Consider the following 16541-nt stretch of genomic DNA (forward strand, 5'->3'; position numbering starts at 1 on the left):
CGAAACGTGACGAGTAGGGTGAGGGCACACTCTCGGAAAGCGTGTGCCCCGCTTGGGCTGGACGGCCATCTCGGCTAGTCGCCCTCCGCAGGCCCGGCGCCTCGACCGAGCCGACGTTGGAGCTCCACCATGCCCAGCTCTCCCCCCGGCCCCCGCTGTTTCGGGATCCTTTCGACATTCCCGCCCACCGAGTGCGGGATCGCGACCTTCTCCGCCGCGCTGGCCGCCGGCGTCATCGCGAACGGCGGCACCGTCGACGTCGTACGTTGCGGTGCCACCCCGAATCTCGAGGACGCGTCGGTGGTCGGCACGCTCGACGCCGACGGTTCGGTCGGGTTCGCGGCGCCGATCGACGTGCTCAACGGCACCGACGTGGCCATCATCCAACACGAATACGGCCTCTACGGCGGCCCCGATGGCGCCGACGTGCTCGAAACGCTGGCCGGCGTCGTCGTCCCGATGATCGTCGTGGCGCACACAGTGGTGAGCTCGCCGACGCCCAACCAGAAGTTCGTGCTCGAACAGGTCTGTGCGCGAGCCGATGCAGTCGTCGTGATGACCGAGACGGCGCGGGTCCGCCTCGCCGCGAGCTTCGACGTCGATTCCGCCAAGGTGGTCGTGATCCCCCACGGCGCGGCGACCCCACCCGCGTCGGCGCCGACACTGCGATCGACATCGACGAACCGCCCACCCCGACTCCTGACCTGGGGTCTGCTCGGGCCGGGGAAGGGGATCGAGTGGGCCATCGACGCACTCGCCGACCTCGTCGACCTGGTGCCCCAGCCCCGCTACGTCATCGCCGGCGCCACCCACCCGAAGGTGCTCGCGCATTCGGGCCAGTCGTACCGGAAGATGCTGATCGAGCGGGCGGCGACATCGGCTGCGGCGGCCTACGTGTCGTTCGACGACACCTACCGGGACCTCGCGTCGCTCACCGAACTCATCCGCTCCGCCGATCTCGTCGTGCTGCCCTACGATTCCACCGACCAGGTCACCTCCGGCGTGCTCGTCGACGCGGTCGCCGCCGGGCGCCCGGTCGTGTCGACAGCGTTCCCCCACGCCGTCGAGTTGCTCGCCAGCGGCGCAGGACTGGTGGTTCCCCAGGGAGACTCGGCGGCCCTCTCCGCGGCGATTCGATCGGTGCTCACCGACCCGGCGCTCGCGGCGTCGATGGCGGCCGAGGCCCGTCGGCTCGCACCCGAACTGTCGTGGACCGCGGTCGCCGGGCGCTACGACGCGCTGGCCGAACGGCTCCTCGCGCACCGTCAGCCGGTACGACCATGACGGTGCCGTCGTTCGATCACCTCGTGACGCTCAGCGACGGGATCGGCCTGTTCGAACACGCCGACCACGCCGTGCCGAGACCGGAGCACGGCTACTGCGTCGACGACGTCGCCCGTCTCCTCGTCGTCGTCGCCCGCCAGCCCGATCCCGACGATGCGGTCGTCGCGCTCGGCCGCATGGCGCTCGAGTTCCTCGCCAACGCCCAGGGTGTCGACGGCCGGATCCGCAACCGACGGGCGGTGACCGGCCGCTGGTCGGGTCACCACACCGTCGAGGATTGCTGGGGTCGCAGCGTCTGGGCCTTCGGCGCCGCGGCGTGCCACGCCCCCGACGACTGGATGCGCCAGAGTGCTCGCGCCTACTTCGATCACGGTGTCCAGCCGCGGTCTCCGTGGTCGCGCTCGATGGCCTTCGCCGCGCTCGGTGCCGCCGAGGTCCTCGCCGACGACCCCTCCCACACCGATGCCCGACTCCTCCTCGTCGATGCCGTGGCCACCATCGGTCGCCCGTCCGCGGACCCCGACTGGCGCTGGCCCGAGCCGCGCCTCACCTACGCCAACGCCGTGTTGGCCGAAGCCCTGCTCGCGGCGGGCCATCTCCTCGAGCGGGCCGACGTCGTCGCCGACGGCATCACGATGCTGGGCTGGCTGCTGCGGCGCGAGACCGTCGACGGCCACCTGTCGCCCATCCCGGTCGGTGGTGCCGGCCCGACCGACTCGGCTCCGCGCTTCGATCAGCAACCCATCGAGGTCGCGGCCATGGCCGATGCCTGCCATCGTGCCTTCGTCGTCACCGGCGAAACGGAGTGGCTTGCCGGTCTCGACATGGCCGTACGGTGGTTCTCGGGCGACAACGACGCCGCCACACCGATGTGGGACCCGGCAACCGGGGGCGGCTACGACGGGCTCGAGGCCTCGGGCCCGAACCTGAACCAAGGCGCCGAGTCCACACTCGCGTTGGTGTCGACCCTGCAACATGCGACGCATCTGATCTCGACGAGCACGTGAGCGACGGCGGCCGTCAGGTCGCGCCGAGCCGGTTCGACGTGGGGGTCAACTACTGGCCGGCCCGAACCGCGATGCGCTGGTGGACGATGTTCGACGCGGCGGAGGTACGCGACGACTTCGCACGGATCGCGGCTGCCGGGCTCCGCTCGGTCAGGGTCTTCCTGACCTGGGAGGACTTCCAGCCCGACCCCGACACCGTGAGTTCGCCGCAGCTCGGCCGGTTGGTGGAGGTTGCGGACCTGGCGGCGGCATCCGGACTGGCCCTGATGCCCACACTGTTCACCGGCCACATGAGTGGGGCGAACTGGATCCCCGACTGGGCGCTCGATGCCGGCGAGGGGACGCAACGTTTCCGGGTCATCACCGCCGGATCTCCGTCTCGTCGGATGCTCCGCAACTGGTTCACCGACACCGGGGTGATCGCCGCCCAGGTCGTGCTCGCCCGCGAGAGCGCCACAGCGCTGGCCGGGCACCCCGCGCTGTGGGCGTGGGACCTCGGCAACGAGAACTCGAACTGCGTCGTCCCGCCCGACCGGGCGAGCGGACGGGCCTGGCTCGAGCAGATCACCAGCGCGATCCGCGAGGCCGACGGTGCCGCGGCGATCACCCTCGGGCTCCACATGGAGGATCTCGAGGAGGATCGAAGGATCGGCCCCGCCGAGGCCGCGTCGTTCTGCGACTTCCTGACCATGCACGGCTATCCGATCTACGCGCCGTGGGCGGCCGGTCCCACCGACGAACACCTGCTGGGCTTCCTGACCAGGGTGACCCGATGGCTCGGTGGGGGCGCCGACGTCGTGTTCACCGAGTTCGGTCTGCCGACCTCGTCGGACACCACCTCACCGATGCTGGTGGACGAAGCGGCGGCTGCCGAGTTCACCGGTCGGGCCCTGACCGACCTGCAACATGCCGGCGCCGCGGGGGCGATGGTCTGGTGTGCGAACGACTACCGACCGACGATCTGGGACGATCCGCCCCTCGACGACGCGACCCACGAGCGAGCGTTCGGCCTCTGGCGCGCCGATGGTTCGCCGAAGCCCGCCGTCGCCACCGTGGAGGACTTCCGACTCGACGTCGAACCGGACACGGATCCACACGCCTGGATCGACATCAGGACCGACGAGTTCTATACCAAGGGAGGGTCGCACCTCGCCCGCCTCTACGCCCGCTACCGCGACGACCCCGCTAGTGCTGGGCCAACCGACCGAGGAGTTCGTCCAGCCTGACGGTGGCGATGCCGGCCCCCACGTCGGCGAAGCCGTAGGGCACGACGAGGTGATCGCCCGCGATCATGCTGCCGCAGGAGTAGACGACGTTGGGCACGTAGCCTTCGCGTTCGTCTTCCCGGGGCGTCAACAGGGGCTCATTCAGGTGCCCGATCACGCGACAGGGGTCGTCGAGGTCGAGCAGCAACGCGCCGAGGCTGTAGCGACGAAACGGACCGACCCCGTGGGTGATGACGAGCCACCCCGCGTCGGTCTCGATCGGCGATCCGCAGTTCCCGAGCTGAATGAGTTCCCACGGCTGCTCGGGCTCCTGGATCTTCGACGTCTCGTGCCACACACGAACATCGGGCGATCGCATCAGGAAGTTGTTCACGTTGTCCTGCCGGCCGAGGGCGACGAACTCGCCGTCGAGCTTTCGCGGGAACAGGGCGATGCCCTTGTTCTGCGCGGCCCGGCCGCTCAGGGTTGCGATCCGGTAATCGACGAAGTCTTCGGTCTCGATGAGCTGGGGAAGGATTTGGTGGCCGTCGAACGCGGTGTACGTGCCGTAGTACACGACCGTCCCGTCGTCGTGGACGAACCGGACCAGACGCACATCTTCCATCCCGTGGCTCTCGGTCGGGCCACCCGGGAAGATCACCCGCTCGGAGATGTCGTTCCCCGGGGGGAACTCGATGCGGTAGTTCGACGACGCGAGCCAATGCAGGATGTGGCGCGTTTCGAGCGTCATCATGTGATCGACCCCCTCCTCGTCGAGTCGCTGCAGCGCGACCTCCAAGTCCGCCATCGCGAATCGGGGGCCGAGGTCGGCCATCACCATCCGGGCGTACTCGTTCAACGCCCCCAGCTCGGCCAGCTTCGACTCGAAGAAGTCCTTGTCGTACTCGGCTCCCATTCGCCGACCGGTTTCGGCATGTCGACTGCTGCGATCGACGGTGATGCCCATGTCGGCATCGATCACGCCCGAGCGGAACTCGATCGAAGAGATGTGGCCCTCACCGATCGCCCGCAGGCTCATGACGAAGCGCGTCTCGCCCGCGGCGAGCCCCGATTGATCAGGGGCGGCGACCATCGAGGGGTTGCCGAGGGCGGCCGCCTCGATCGAGTACTCGTGGGTGAAGTACGCCCCGAGCAGGAGTCTCCGCTCGGCCGAGAGATCGTCGGCGAGCTCGACCCGCCGGGCGACGAGCTCGAAGTTGGTGTGGAGCACCGCATCGAGATCTCGGTGACGACCGTCGAAGTCCTCGCGCACCGCCGCGAGCGTCGTGTGGACCACCGACTCGTCCATCGCCAGGATTCGCCGTACGACGACCTCGATGCGCGACGTCCCGTCGGGGAAGACCTCTTCTCCCGGAAGGAAGGGCTTTGCGATCACACGGCGGGCGTCGGGAACCAGGCGCACATCGGCGCAGCGCTCGATGGGGAGAACACTCATGAGCGGATCTCCCTGGGCAGTCGATTCGGTGATCTGCCGCGCCAGCGGCAGATCACCCAACCGTACCGCCTTCGACGTCAGCTCGGCAGCGAGGCAGAGGCGGCGAAGCGGCCGAAGCCCTCGCCGTAGCCCGACGAACCGTGCTCCTCGACATCGAGACCGGCCAACTCCTCCGCCTCCGACACCCGCAGACCGCCGAATGCCTTCAACGCCGCGAAGAGGGCGAACGACGTGATCGAGACCCACAGGAGGATGGCCAACACGCCGAGCACCTGGGTGACCAGCTGATCGGTGTTGCCCCCGTAGAAGAGACCCTTCTGCCAGAAGCCCTCGGCATCGCTCCGGGCGAACAGGCCGACACAGATCGTGCCGAACGCGCCGCACACCCCGTGAACCGAGATGGCACCGACCGGGTCGTCGATCTTCATGACGTTGTCGAAGAACGACACGGCGAGGACCACGAGCACACCGGCGACGCCGCCGATGACCAGTGCGGCCTGCGGCGTCACCGCGGCACACCCTGCGGTGATCGCGACGAGCCCCGCGAGCAGACCGTTGCCGGTCATGCCCACATCGGGCTTCCCCGTCCGGATCCAGATCGTGATCATGGCCGTGATGGCACCCATCGCACCGGCCGCCGTGGTGGTGACGGCGATGCCACCGATCGCCCCGTCGGCCGCCAACTCCGAGCCGGGGTTGAAGCCGTACCAGCCGACCAGCAGCACGAAACAGCCGAGGATCGCGTAGGGGATGCTGTGTCCGGGGATCGCCTGGAGCCGACCCTCGCTGTCGTAGCGCCCGAGGCGCGGGCCAAGGGCCCGGGCCCCCCAGAACGCCGCGCAGCCACCGACCATGTGAACGATGCTCGACCCGGCGAAGTCGTGGTAGATGCCGGGCAGGCCGACGCCCTGGTACAGCCAGCCACCGCCCCACTGCCAGCGCACCACCACCGGATAGATGAAGAGGCTGATCACGAAGCTGTAGACGAGGTACGCCCGGAACTTGGTTCGTTCCGCCGTGGCGCCCGACACGATCGTCGCCGCCGTGGCCGCGAACGCCACCTGGAACATGAAGAAGACCGGCACGGTCAGTGTCCCGTAGGTGAACGCCCCCTCCCCCAGGAAGAAGCCCTTCGCTCCGAAGAACTTGCCGAACCCGTCGAGACTGCCACCGAACGCGATGGCGAAGCCGAGCGCCAGGAAGGCCACGGCACCGACACAGAAGTCCATGAGGTTCTTCATGAAGATGTTGGCGACGCTCTTCGCCCGGGTGAGCCCGGCCTCCACGAGCGCGAAACCCGCCTGCATCAAGATGACGAGCACTGCCGCCACCAGGACCCAGACGTTGTCGAGGTTCGCCTGCACGTCCTCTATCGAGACCTGGGCGAACGCCGCGGTCGAGATGACTGCCATGATTGTTTCCCTGCTTTCGGGCACCGATGCGGTGCGACCAATACCCGGCAGGTAGCCGGGTACCTCCGTGCGGTTCCAGCCCCGCTTCACGAAGTGACGCGAACATCGCGCCGGCATGTTTCGGCGGTGTTGCCGAGCAGTGAACGGCGAAAACGCGTTGCCCGCGGCACCGACGCGGCGTTGCTGGGACACTGTGGAGCCATGGCCCACAAAGAGACCCACCGAACCCACCGGATCGGCTGGCTCCGCGCCGCCGTGTTGGGGGCCAACGACGGGATCGTGTCGACCGCGAGTCTCGTGATCGGGGTCGCCGCGTCGAGCCGACCTCGGTCGTGAACGAGCCGCGCTGCGGGACGAACCCGAACGGGAACTCGAGGAGCTCCGGCGCATCTACCAGGACCGTGGCCTGACCCCGAGCTGGCGCTCGAGGTCGCCGTCGGTCTGACAGCCGCCGATGCCCTGGGGACTCACGCCCGAGACGAGCTGGGGATCTCCGAGACCACCACGGCCCGCCCGGTCCAGGCCGCGTTCACCTCGGCCGCGACGTTCGCGGCGGGCGCTGCGCTTCCGCTGTTCGCCGCCGCACTGGCCACCGGCGGGGCGCAGATCGCGATCGTGGCGCTCACCGCGCTGGTGTTCCTCGCCGTGCTGGGGATCGTGGGTGCCCGGGCCGGTGGCGCGCCCGTCGCTGCGGCTGCGGTGCGGGTGACGTTCTGGGGCGCACTCGCCATGGCGGTCACCGCCGCGATCGGCAGCCTTTTCGGCGCGGTCGTGTGACCGTGGCGTAGGCGTTCGTCTCGTCAATACGACGCGTCGCGTCCGACTGCGCCGGTCGGCGGTCCGGCCGCCCGAACTACGATGCCCCGATGATCGATCTCTCGGGCAAGGTGTTCGTCATCACCGGCGGCAACGGCGGTATCGGCCTCGGCATGGCGGAAGGAATCGCGATGGCCGGCGGATCGTTGGCGATCTGGGGTCGCAAGGCCGACAAGAACGCCGAGGCCGTCGCCACCCTGGAGGCCCTCGGCGCCACCGCTCGGTCCTACATCTGCGATGTCGGCGACGAGGAGCAGGTGATCGAGACCATGCGGCAGTGCCGTGACGACTTCGGTCGCCTCGACGGCTGCTTCGCCAACGCGGGCCACAGCGGGATCGGCGGCGGCATCCTGAACGTGACGCTCGAGGACTGGCGCACGGTCATGCGCATCAACCTCGACGGCGCGTTCGTCACCCTCCGCGAGGCCGCCCGCCACCTCGTCGACCAGGGCGAGGGCGGAAGCCTCGTCACCGTGTCGTCGACCTCGTCGATCCACGGTGCAGCCGGGAACTACGCCTACGGCACGGGAAAGACCGCCCTCAACGGTCTGATGCGCGCGCTCGCCGTCGAACTCGCCCGCCACCGCATCCGCGTGAACTCGCTCCTCCCCGGCTGGACCATCACCGAACTCGCCGCCGCTCCCTACGAGAACGAACGGTTCCGCGAGGTGACCACCCGTCGCACGCCGGTTCGTCGGTGGGCCGACCCGAGCGAGTTCCGCGAGGTCGGCGCGTTCCTGGCCGACCCGTCGCAGACGTTCCACACGGGCCAGGAGGTCTGCGTCGACGGCGGCTACACGGTCTTCTAGAGCGCGGCGCGTACCGAGAGGGTCTCGAGCGCCGTACGGGCGACCTCTCGACCCTTGCCCACCATGTGTTCGGTGAAGAACCGGACATGGTCCTCGTGCTCGTGGAACTGCTGCGGAGTGAGCACGCACGAAAAGACGGGGACACCGGTGTCGAGCTGGACCCGCATGAGCCCGCCGATCACGGCGTCGGCCACGAACTCGTGGCGATAGACCCCGCCGTCGACGACGAATCCCGCCGCCACGATGCCGTCGAAGCGGCCGGTCCCGGCCAACGAGCTCGCGAACAGCGGAATCTCGAAGGCGCCCGGCACCGCGAAGTACTCGATGTCGGCCACCCCGCCGGCCACCTCGGTGAAACCGTCCTTGGCACGGTCGACGATGTCGTCGTGCCACATGGACTGCACGAACGCGAGGCGAGGGCGGACGGTGTTCGACATCTCCGCACGCTACGACAGCGGTCGGAGCCGTGCCCACACTCGCCCCGTAGTCTCGAGAGATGGAGAACGTCCACCGCGCCGCGACCGGCGGGATCCTGCTCGGCGAGTGCCCGCTCTGGAGCGAACTCGAGCAGGTCCTCTACTGGGTCGACATCGACGGACACGCCGTGCACCGTCTCGATCCGGCGACGGGGATCGACGAGCAACGGCCGATCGGCGCCCGCCCCGGGTCGTGCGCACTGACCGAGCGGGCCGGCGAGCTGCTCGTCGCCACCGAGCATCGGATCGTCTGGCTCGACTGGGCAACCGGGGCGATCACACCGTGGTTCGATCTCGAGGACGCTGCCACCGGCAACCGGTGCAACGACGGCCGCGTCGACCCCTCGGGCCGTATGGTCGTCGGCACCATGTGGCCCGACACCAGCGCCGCCAAGTCGACCGGCAGCCTCTATCGGATCGATCCGGACGGATCGACGGAGACCCTCCTCACCGATCTCGGGGTTCCGAACGGGCTGGCCTTCGACGCCGACCGCGGCCTCATGTACTTCGCCGACACACCCACCCAAACCGTTCTCGTCGCCGATTACGACACCGACACCGGCGAACGCCGCAACGTGCGACCGTTCCTCGACTACAACCCGCTGCCGGGCAAGCCCGACGGCGCCTGCCTCGATGCCGACGGCTGCTACTGGTCTGCCTCGATCTACGCATGGTCCGTCATCCGCGTGACCCCACGCGGCGAGATCGACCGACGCGTCGAGTTGCCCGTCGAGAAGCCCACCATGCCGGCGTTCGGGGGACCGGACCTGTCGACGCTCTATGTCACCTCCATCGGCGCCGCCGGTTCGAAGCCTTCGGTCGAGGGCAGGGACGGCTTCACCCCCGGTGACCTGATGGCCGTCGATCTCGGCATCCAGGGACGGCCCGAGCCGCGCTTCGCGCGCCGTGCGGACTCGAACACGACGCCCGAGCGGGCGTAGCTTCTGTCCATGGATCTGCGCTGGCAGGAGGAGCAGCGGGCCTTCCAGGCCCGCGTCCTGATCGACGAGAACCCCGCCATCGGCCTGCGCCCGTACCGGACGTTCCTGGGCAACGCGACATCCTCGCCGGATCGTCACATTCATCGGGCCGAGCGTCTGACGGTCACTGTGATCACGGCCGCCGTGGTCGTGTCGGTCCTTCTCGCCGTCGGCCTCCCGCGCGAACTCGCCGCCGTCACCGCGGCCATCGCGGGCGGCGTCGCGCTCATCGTGGCCGTCTCCCCCGCCGGCCACCGGGATCAGCACCAGGCCCTGTCGCCACTGATGGCCGTCTATGCGCCGAGCGTGCTGCGGGGCGCCCGGCCGGTGTGTGTCACCCTGATCAGCCTCGACGAGTTCGAACGGCTCGGTACCGAGGGCTTCGGCACCGTCGTCGGCGACCCGAAGCCGGGCGCCACATTCGGTCTCTTCGTCGACGAACACCTCGTCTGGCCCCGAACCCCGCCGAGGACACCGCAGGACAGCGACCCCGGATTCGGCTCGGCCTGACCGCCGCCAGCTGAACGATCGTTGTCCGAGGCGGTTCAGTGCCGCTTCACCCCGCCGTACTTCATGCGGGTGTCGGACATCGACGCGGCCCGCTTCTCGTCGTCGTTGATCGCGGCATCGACCAACTCCCCGATGAACAGGGTGTGGGTGCCGAGGTCGATCGACTGGCGGACCTCGCAGTCGAGCCAGGCGATCGCCTCGTCGAACACCGGCGCGCCGGTGGTGGCGGCCCGCACCGGACGTCCGTTGAGGGTCTCGCCGTCGTCCACCGCGGGCTTCGAGAACTTGACGAACACGCGGGTGTCGTCGCTGTCCCACAGGTTCACGGTGAAGCACCCGCCGTCGGTGATCAGACGATGCGTGACCGCCGAGTTGTCGACACCGATGCCGATCAGCACGGGCTCCATCGACAGCTGTGAGATCCAACTCGTCGTCATGGCGTTCCGCTCGTCGCCGGCCTTCGAGCCGACCAGGGCGAGCGCGTTGGGGATCTTCCACGAGACCCGGTTGGTGAGTTCGTCATCGAGCGGCATGCGCCCGACGGTACTTCAGTCGAGCTTCGGGCGACCGCTCGCGATCACGGTCGCCACCCCCTCGACGAACATCTCACGGCCCTCGACGTCGGCCGACTTCTCGTGCCAGTGGGCCTCGACGTCGAACTCGGCGGCGCCGGCCACGGCCATCTCCGCACTGACGGTCCTCGTCGCCGCTTCGGTCGCCCGCCGCCGGGCGTCATCGAGGTCGTAGGCGGTCTCCGGTTCCGGCCCGGAGTGCACCCGGAACACTCCACGACGCGGCGCCGTCACGGTCACCTGGCGACGAATGCGGACCCGGCCGACGACCGCGCCGATCGCATTCGCCACATCGGCATGGTCGGGGATGTGCACCGGAGTGCCGAGGGCAGCACCGACGGCCGGGTAGTAGGTGGCCGCGGGGGCTCCGAGCCCCACCAGCGGCACCGCGAGCCCGATGTCGAGCCGGGCGGTGATCGCCGTGCGATCGAGCGCGGCCCCGACGAGTTCGGACGCCACGGCCCCCGGCGACAGGCCATCTCGCACCAGCGCGGCGGCGAGGATCGCTTCGACCGATCGCCGCGTCAACGTGTCGACGACGACCTGCGAGAGCTGCTCGGCCCCGCCTGCGATCGGGTTGCCGTAGCGATCGCGACGCTGGGCGAACAGCTCGGCGGCACGGCGGGCGGGGGCCGGATCGTGCGTCGTCTGCACGCCGAGCACATGGCTGGCGTCGGTGGGGGTGAGGGCCGAGAGTCGGACCATCCCCCGTGCGACGAGACGACGCAGCGCCGCCGCCTGGAGGCTCGACGCCACGACCAGGTCGGCCGCGGCCCAGCCCGACCCGAGCGCCTCGAGAACCGCGGCTTCGGTGCGATCGACACGAGCCGTCGACGCGCGGGACGTCGTCGACGCGAAGACGCCGGCCCAGTCGGCCGGCGGCGTCTCGGCCCTGAGTTGGCGGGTGATGGTCCGTTCGACCAGATCGGGATCGACCTGGGCACACAGGACGATCGGCACCACCCGGCGCGGCCCGATGACGAGCTGGGGGCCGGCGGCGCGCTCGGCCGGCGCGACCTCGCTGTCGCCGCCGATGCCGTGCGTGTGCATGAGAACGGCTTCGACCATCGTCCGGTGCCCCCCGACCGTCGCGCCCTCGGCGCCGAACTCCGGCAGCCCGCCACGCAGCACGGCGATGTCGGTGGTGGTGCCGCCGATGTCGGCGATGAGCGCGTCGGCGGCATCGGCGAGATGGGCGGCTCCGATCAGGCTCGCCGCCGGCCCCGAGAGGATCGTCTCGACCGGACGATCACGGACGAAGTCGGCCGACACCAGTGACCCATTGCCACGCACCACCATGACCGGCGCGTCGATGCCTCGTCGGCGCAGGATCGCCGTGGTCGTCGAGACGAGCTCGTCGATCATCGCGATCAATCGGGCGTTGAGCAGCGCGGTGACCGAGCGCTTCGGCCCGTTGAGACCATCGGACAGCTCGTGGCTGCAGGTGACGGGGAGGCCCGTGCGCTCGCGGATGAGGTCGCGCGCGGCGAGCTCGTGCTCGGGGTTGCGCACGCCGAACTGGGCGGTGACCGCGAACGCCTCGACATCGTCGGGAAGGGCATCGAGCGCCCTCGTGAGTGCGCCGAGATCGAGCGGGGCCTGGGGGGAGCCGTGCGGCGTGTGGCCCCCGGCCACGGCGATCACCTGATCGGTGCCGAGCGCCTCGCGCAGCCCACCCCGGTCGAGGGCCTCGGGCTCGAACCCGATCAGCACCAGACACGCCGGGCGCCCCACCCCCTCGACCAACGCGTTGGTCGCGAGCGTGGTCGACATCGAGACGAGTCCGACCGCCGTCGGGTCGACGCCCGCATCGGCGAGGACCCGATCGAGGGCCCCTTCGATACCGACGGCGAGATCGTCGTGCGTGGTGGGCGACTTGGCCTTCGCGAGCACCGCGCCACGGGCGTCGTCGTAGACGACTGCGTCGGTGTAGGTGCCTCCGGTGTCGACACCGATGAACACCGTGCGAGCCTCGGCCATCACGCCATTGTGCCCGTAGTGTCTGTCCATGCCCCGCATCTCCCGCCCCGACATGGCCGCCTACGGCGTGCCCGAGGAACTCGACGGCACCTTGCCCTGGTCATGGGCCGAGGAACGACTGGCCGAGTGCCGCAACTTCTGGCTGGTCACCGTCAGCGCCACCGGCCGCCCGCACTCGATGCCGGTATGGGGCGTGTGGATGCCCGAACGGGAGCGGTTCGGCTTCAGCTGTGCGCCGAACGCCCGCAAGGTCCGCAACATCGCAGCGAACCCACAGGTGGTCGTGACCAACGACGACACGACCCGGGTCGTGTCGCTCGAAGGCCGGGCCGAGCCGCTGGGCGAGGCGACCCTGCTGCCCATGGCCGAGCGGTGGGCCGCCAAGTACGGCGACGAACCCGACATGGGCGGCACCGAGGAGATGATCGAGTTCCTCCGGCAGAACACCGCGTTCGAGGTCGTGCCCGAGCGGGCATTCGGCATGATCGAGACGCCGGAGGATTTCGGTCCCGCCGCGACCAGGTGGGATTGGGACGCCTAGGGCCAGAGCGGCTCGTCGATCTCGAACCCGACCGGCGTCCCCCACGTGTTGCGGTACGACACCTCGTGGGCCGGACGACGGGAGGCGACGCCCCACTTGCCCGTCGGGTAGCCGAACGGCACACAGCACGACATCCGCCAGCCCTCCTCCTTCGGCACGCCGAGCACATCGAGCGTCTCGTCGTTCTTGAAGACCAGCACACTCGTCAACGACGAGCCGACCCCGTCGGCGCGGGCCTGGAGCATCGCATTCCACACCGCCGGGAAGATCGACCCGCCGGAGGTGTCGAACTGGTCGAAGGCGAACAACAGCAGCGGGTAGGTGTCGAAGTTGTCCTGGGCCCACTTGACCGAGTTCATCATCGTCCGAAACGTGCGTGCCGCAGCGTCGTCGGAGTTGTTCGCGTGGTCGACCTGGTCCTTGTAGACCGTGGCCCACAACATGTCGATGCACTCCGAGTAGAGCGCCGCGATCTTCGCGATCTGCTCCTTGTCGTCGACGAGCATGAACCGCCAGCCCTGGGCGTTGCCACCGCTCGGCGCGCGGATCGCGGCATCGAGGATGCGGGCCTGCACGTCGAGCGGTACGGGATCGGGCTTCACGCGGCGCATGGCACGGGTCGTGTAGAGGGCTTCTCTGATGTCCACCCCGAGAGTGGAGCACACGATGGGCACCGATGCGAGTCTGCCCGTAGCCTCTGGCCATGCGCCGCCTCACCACCTGCCTGCTCGCCCTCGCGCTCCTCTCCGCCGCGTGCGGCGACGACGACGGTGACCCGACCGGAGCCGTCGATCTCCCGTCCACGACCACCACCGCGGAGCCCGACACAACGGTCCCCGAAACGAGCGAGACCCCGCCGTCGATCACGGCCGCCGACCTGGCCGAGGTGGGCCCCTACCCCGTCGGCGTGACCACCCGCGAACTGCCCACCGGCAACCTCGTGGAGATCTGGTACCCCGCCGGCCCCGACGCCGAAGGGCAGACCGACACCTACGCCGTGCGCGACTTCACCCCGGAGATCATGGCGAACCTCGTGCCCGACGATCTCAACGATCGCGTGACCGTGGCCGCCGGCCGCGACGCGACCACCGCCGAGGACGGGCCGTTCCCGCTGGTGCTGTTCAGCCACGGCTCCACCTCGTTCCGATTCCAGTCCACCAACCTCGCCCACCACCTCGCGTCGTGGGGCATGGTCGTTGCCTCGGCCGACCATCCCAGCCGGGCGCTGGCCAACCTCCTCGGCGGGCCCGATGATCCGCCGACGTCGGTCGACGACGTGCTGGCGGCACTCGAGCTCGTCCTCGCCGACGACACGCTCGGCCCGGCGATCGACGGCGAACGGCTCGGCATGAGCGGCCACTCCGCCGGCGGCGGCACGACCCTCGGCGTCGTCGCGACCGGCGGGTTCGCCGGCTATGTGTCGTTCGCGTCGGGCGCGTCCGCCGACACCGACCTGCCCGACGTTCCGTCGATGTTCATGGCCGGCAGCATCGACACGATCATCGAACCGACCCGCACACGCGACGCCTTCGATCGGGCACCGGCACCCAGCTGGTATCTGGAGTTCGAGGACTCGGGACACCTGGCCTTCAGCGATCTCTGCGCCGTCGGCGACGGCGACGCCACCCTCATCGGCCTGGCCGACGCCGCCGGCCTGAGCGAGTTCCTCGACGACGGTGTCCGCCGGCTCGGAACCGACGGTTGCGAGGAACCGAACCGAGACGTGACCGAGGTGTGGCCCGGAATCCATCAGGCCACCACCGGCTTCTTCCGCTACGTCTTCGGCATCGACGCCGAACCGTTGGGGCTCGACGCATCGGCGGTCACCGGCGTCATCAGCGCCGCGAAGTAGCCGCCGGCGCCCATCTCGGAACTGCTCAAGACCGGTTCGGGAGTTCCGATGGGACGAGGTGACCTCGTTGATCGACGCCCTCTTCGCACCCGAGCGCCACTGCTCGTGCGGTCACCACGAGGGTTCGCACTGCCATGGCTTCAGCAACGAGGCCTGTATGTGGTGTGACTGCCGCGTGTTCGTCGACCGTGAACGCGAGCCGGTCGCGGCGTCACGTCGCGAAGCTGCGCCACTGCGCCACTTCTTCGCCTCCCGCTGAACGACTCGGTCGCGCCGGGCGCGTAATTCGTTCGACGGCGGCACCGCGATTTCGTACGGTGCCCCACGGCGAACGACGACGGGTCGTTCCACCGGCGAAAGGAGCACGCATCATGTTCACGATCCTCGCGACGCTGATCGCCGCCGTGCTCCCCGGTACCCGCTGACGCAGCGCCCGGCCTGACGCCCCTGCGCGGCGTCCCTGCGCCGACCCCGCGATGTCGCCACGTCCGCCGCACCCTCACCGGTCCGGCGCGTCCCCGCCGGTCGTCTGTCCCCCGAGACCCCTCGATCACTCGAAGGATTCATCATGCACGAACTCATGGTCCTCGCGTTCATCCGCGACCGGCAGATGTACCCGGCATGGCGCGAGCGCGGACCGGTCCATCGACCGACCCGACCTGCGCCCCGCCCCGTCCCCCCGCGGCGGCTGCGACCGGGGCGTCGGTAGGTCCGACCACCAACGGCGGGGGTCACGCCCGTACGATGCGTACGACGTGATCCCCGCCACTGAATCCCTCGAGGACTTCCGGAATCGGTTCGGACGAGGGATCCGCCGCGTCCTCGCCGGCACCACCGATGCCCCCGAACGGTCGGTCCCCTTCGAGGACGACCCCGGCCTTTTCGGGCCCGACAGCGCCACCTTCGAGGTGCACGGCGACGCGTCGATGATCATCGGAGGCATCCGGGCCCTCCTGCTCCAGACGATGCACCCGCTGGCCATGGCCGGCGTCGCCGACCATTCGGACTATCGCCGCGATCCACTCGGGCGTCTCCACCGCACCGGCGGTTTCGTCGGCACCACGACCTTCGGCACGACCGACGAGGCGGAGACGGCGATACGCGTCGTCCGCCGCATCCACGAACGGGTGCAGGGCCACGCCCCCGACGGACGGCCCTATCACGCCACCGATCCCCACCTGCTGCAGTTCGTGCACTGCACCGAGGTCGACAGCTTCCTGCGGGCCCGCGAGCGATATGGCGCCACCCCGCTGTCGGCCGGCGCGGGCGACCGGTACGTCGAGGAGATGGCCGTAATCGCCGAGAAACTCGGCGTGCGTCGGGCCCCACGCAGCCGCGACGACCTCGCCGCCGTGCTCCACAGCTACCGCCCCGAGTACCACATCGGCAGCCAGGCCCGCGGAACCGTCCGCTTCCTCGCGTGGCCACCACTCCCGTTGGCCACTCGCCCGGCCTACGGACTGGCATTCACCGCAGCGGTGTCGATGCTGCCCCGCCACGCCCGTCGCGCCCTGCGGTTGCCCGTCGCTCCGCTGGCCGAACCACTCGCCATACGACCGGCCGCCACGGTGCTCATGCGCACGCTCGGCTGGGCCCTCGGCGACCATCCGTCGGCCGCGACCCGTCCGACCGCCTGACCTA

The 16541-nt window shown here is 69.6% G+C and carries 18 protein-coding genes; 12 read left to right on the plus strand and 6 right to left on the minus strand.

The window, feature by feature from the left end; all coding sequences use genetic code 11:
* The first annotated feature begins 129 nt into the window (after positions 1-129).
* From R2707_15750 to R2707_15760, 3 genes are read left to right on the plus strand one after another with little or no spacing between them, the layout of a single operon-like run.
* The gene (locus R2707_15750; GenBank protein MEZ5246552.1) at positions 130-1284 is read left to right on the plus strand and encodes a glycosyltransferase; all 1155 of its coding nucleotides are present in this window, start codon (positions 130-132) and stop codon (positions 1282-1284) included.
* The gene (locus R2707_15755) at positions 1281-2291 is read left to right on the plus strand and encodes a hypothetical protein (protein ID MEZ5246553.1); all 1011 of its coding nucleotides are present in this window, start codon (positions 1281-1283) and stop codon (positions 2289-2291) included. The genes R2707_15750 and R2707_15755 overlap by 4 nt, the downstream gene beginning before the upstream one ends.
* A complete protein-coding gene (locus R2707_15760) occupies positions 2288-3517 on the plus strand; it encodes a cellulase family glycosylhydrolase (protein MEZ5246554.1) in 1230 nt (409 codons plus the stop codon). The genes R2707_15755 and R2707_15760 overlap by 4 nt, the downstream gene beginning before the upstream one ends.
* Here R2707_15760 and R2707_15765 read toward each other — a convergent pair.
* Together R2707_15765 and R2707_15770 are read right to left on the minus strand one after the other, a co-directional pair.
* Positions 3477-4952, minus strand: coding sequence for a glycoside hydrolase family 130 protein (locus R2707_15765; protein ID MEZ5246555.1), 1476 nt, complete (start codon positions 4950-4952; stop codon positions 3477-3479). The two genes, R2707_15760 and R2707_15765, sit on opposite strands and share 41 nt — an antisense overlap.
* Before the next feature lie 77 nt (positions 4953-5029).
* Positions 5030-6364, minus strand: a complete 1335-nt coding sequence (locus R2707_15770; GenBank protein ID MEZ5246556.1) for an ammonium transporter — start codon at positions 6362-6364, stop codon at positions 5030-5032.
* A 201-nt stretch (positions 6365-6565) separates the two neighbouring features.
* On the opposite strand from R2707_15770, the gene R2707_15775 reads away from it, so the two are divergent.
* The 3 genes from R2707_15775 to R2707_15785 all read left to right on the plus strand — a co-directional run bounded on the left by R2707_15775 (position 6566) and on the right by R2707_15785 (position 7989).
* Positions 6566-6700, plus strand: a complete 135-nt coding sequence (locus R2707_15775) for a VIT1/CCC1 transporter family protein (GenBank protein ID MEZ5246557.1) — start codon at positions 6566-6568, stop codon at positions 6698-6700.
* A 105-nt stretch (positions 6701-6805) separates the two neighbouring features.
* The gene (locus R2707_15780) at positions 6806-7141 is read left to right on the plus strand and encodes a VIT1/CCC1 transporter family protein (protein ID MEZ5246558.1); all 336 of its coding nucleotides are present in this window, start codon (positions 6806-6808) and stop codon (positions 7139-7141) included.
* 89 nt (positions 7142-7230) lie between these two features.
* Entirely contained in the window at positions 7231-7989 is a 759-nt protein-coding gene (locus R2707_15785) for an SDR family oxidoreductase (GenBank protein ID MEZ5246559.1), read from the plus strand.
* Here R2707_15785 and R2707_15790 read toward each other — a convergent pair.
* Entirely contained in the window at positions 7986-8426 is a 441-nt protein-coding gene (locus R2707_15790) for a 6,7-dimethyl-8-ribityllumazine synthase (protein MEZ5246560.1), read from the minus strand. The two genes, R2707_15785 and R2707_15790, sit on opposite strands and share 4 nt — an antisense overlap.
* A gap of 59 nt (positions 8427-8485) precedes the next feature.
* Here R2707_15790 and R2707_15795 point away from each other — a divergent pair, with 59 nt between their 5' ends.
* The gene (locus R2707_15795) at positions 8486-9406 is read left to right on the plus strand and encodes an SMP-30/gluconolactonase/LRE family protein (GenBank protein MEZ5246561.1); all 921 of its coding nucleotides are present in this window, start codon (positions 8486-8488) and stop codon (positions 9404-9406) included.
* Between the two features lie 9 nt (positions 9407-9415).
* Positions 9416-9955: a hypothetical protein gene (locus tag R2707_15800; GenBank protein MEZ5246562.1), complete on the plus strand. Its 540-nt coding sequence runs from the start codon at positions 9416-9418 to the stop codon at positions 9953-9955.
* A gap of 35 nt (positions 9956-9990) precedes the next feature.
* Here R2707_15800 and R2707_15805 read toward each other — a convergent pair whose 3' ends face one another.
* Both R2707_15805 and R2707_15810 read right to left on the minus strand, forming a co-directional pair.
* A complete protein-coding gene (locus R2707_15805; GenBank protein MEZ5246563.1) occupies positions 9991-10488 on the minus strand; it encodes a flavin reductase family protein in 498 nt (165 codons plus the stop codon).
* 15 nt (positions 10489-10503) lie between these two features.
* On the minus strand, positions 10504-12537 hold the full coding sequence (locus R2707_15810; protein MEZ5246564.1) for a hydantoinase/oxoprolinase family protein: 2034 nt from the start codon (positions 12535-12537) through the stop codon (positions 10504-10506).
* On the opposite strand from R2707_15810, the gene R2707_15815 reads away from it, so the two are divergent.
* Complete coding sequence (locus R2707_15815; GenBank protein ID MEZ5246565.1) at positions 12536-13048, plus strand: pyridoxamine 5'-phosphate oxidase family protein; 513 nt, start codon at positions 12536-12538, stop codon at positions 13046-13048. The two genes, R2707_15810 and R2707_15815, sit on opposite strands and share 2 nt — an antisense overlap.
* On the opposite strand, the gene R2707_15820 is transcribed toward R2707_15815, so the two are convergent.
* Positions 13045-13695 carry a nitroreductase family protein gene (locus tag R2707_15820; protein MEZ5246566.1) on the minus strand — a complete coding sequence of 217 codons (651 nt, stop codon included), beginning with the start codon at positions 13693-13695 and terminating at the stop codon, positions 13045-13047. The two genes, R2707_15815 and R2707_15820, sit on opposite strands and share 4 nt — an antisense overlap.
* Before the next feature lie 56 nt (positions 13696-13751).
* Between R2707_15820 and R2707_15825 the strand changes: the two genes are divergently transcribed.
* The 3 genes from R2707_15825 (at position 13752) to R2707_15835 (ending at position 16537) form a co-directional block, all read left to right on the plus strand.
* The gene (locus R2707_15825; protein ID MEZ5246567.1) at positions 13752-14900 is read left to right on the plus strand and encodes a hypothetical protein; all 1149 of its coding nucleotides are present in this window, start codon (positions 13752-13754) and stop codon (positions 14898-14900) included.
* A gap of 58 nt (positions 14901-14958) precedes the next feature.
* Positions 14959-15159 (plus strand): hypothetical protein, encoded by a 201-nt coding sequence (locus tag R2707_15830; protein ID MEZ5246568.1) that lies wholly within the window; start codon positions 14959-14961, stop codon positions 15157-15159.
* Between the two features lie 496 nt (positions 15160-15655).
* On the plus strand, positions 15656-16537 hold the full coding sequence (locus R2707_15835) for an oxygenase MpaB family protein (GenBank protein ID MEZ5246569.1): 882 nt from the start codon (positions 15656-15658) through the stop codon (positions 16535-16537).
* Positions 16538-16541: the final 4 nt, after the last annotated feature.

The sequence above is a fragment of the Acidimicrobiales bacterium genome (assembly GCA_041394245.1).
In the GTDB taxonomy this organism is placed as follows: domain Bacteria; phylum Actinomycetota; class Acidimicrobiia; order Acidimicrobiales; family Aldehydirespiratoraceae; genus JAJRXC01.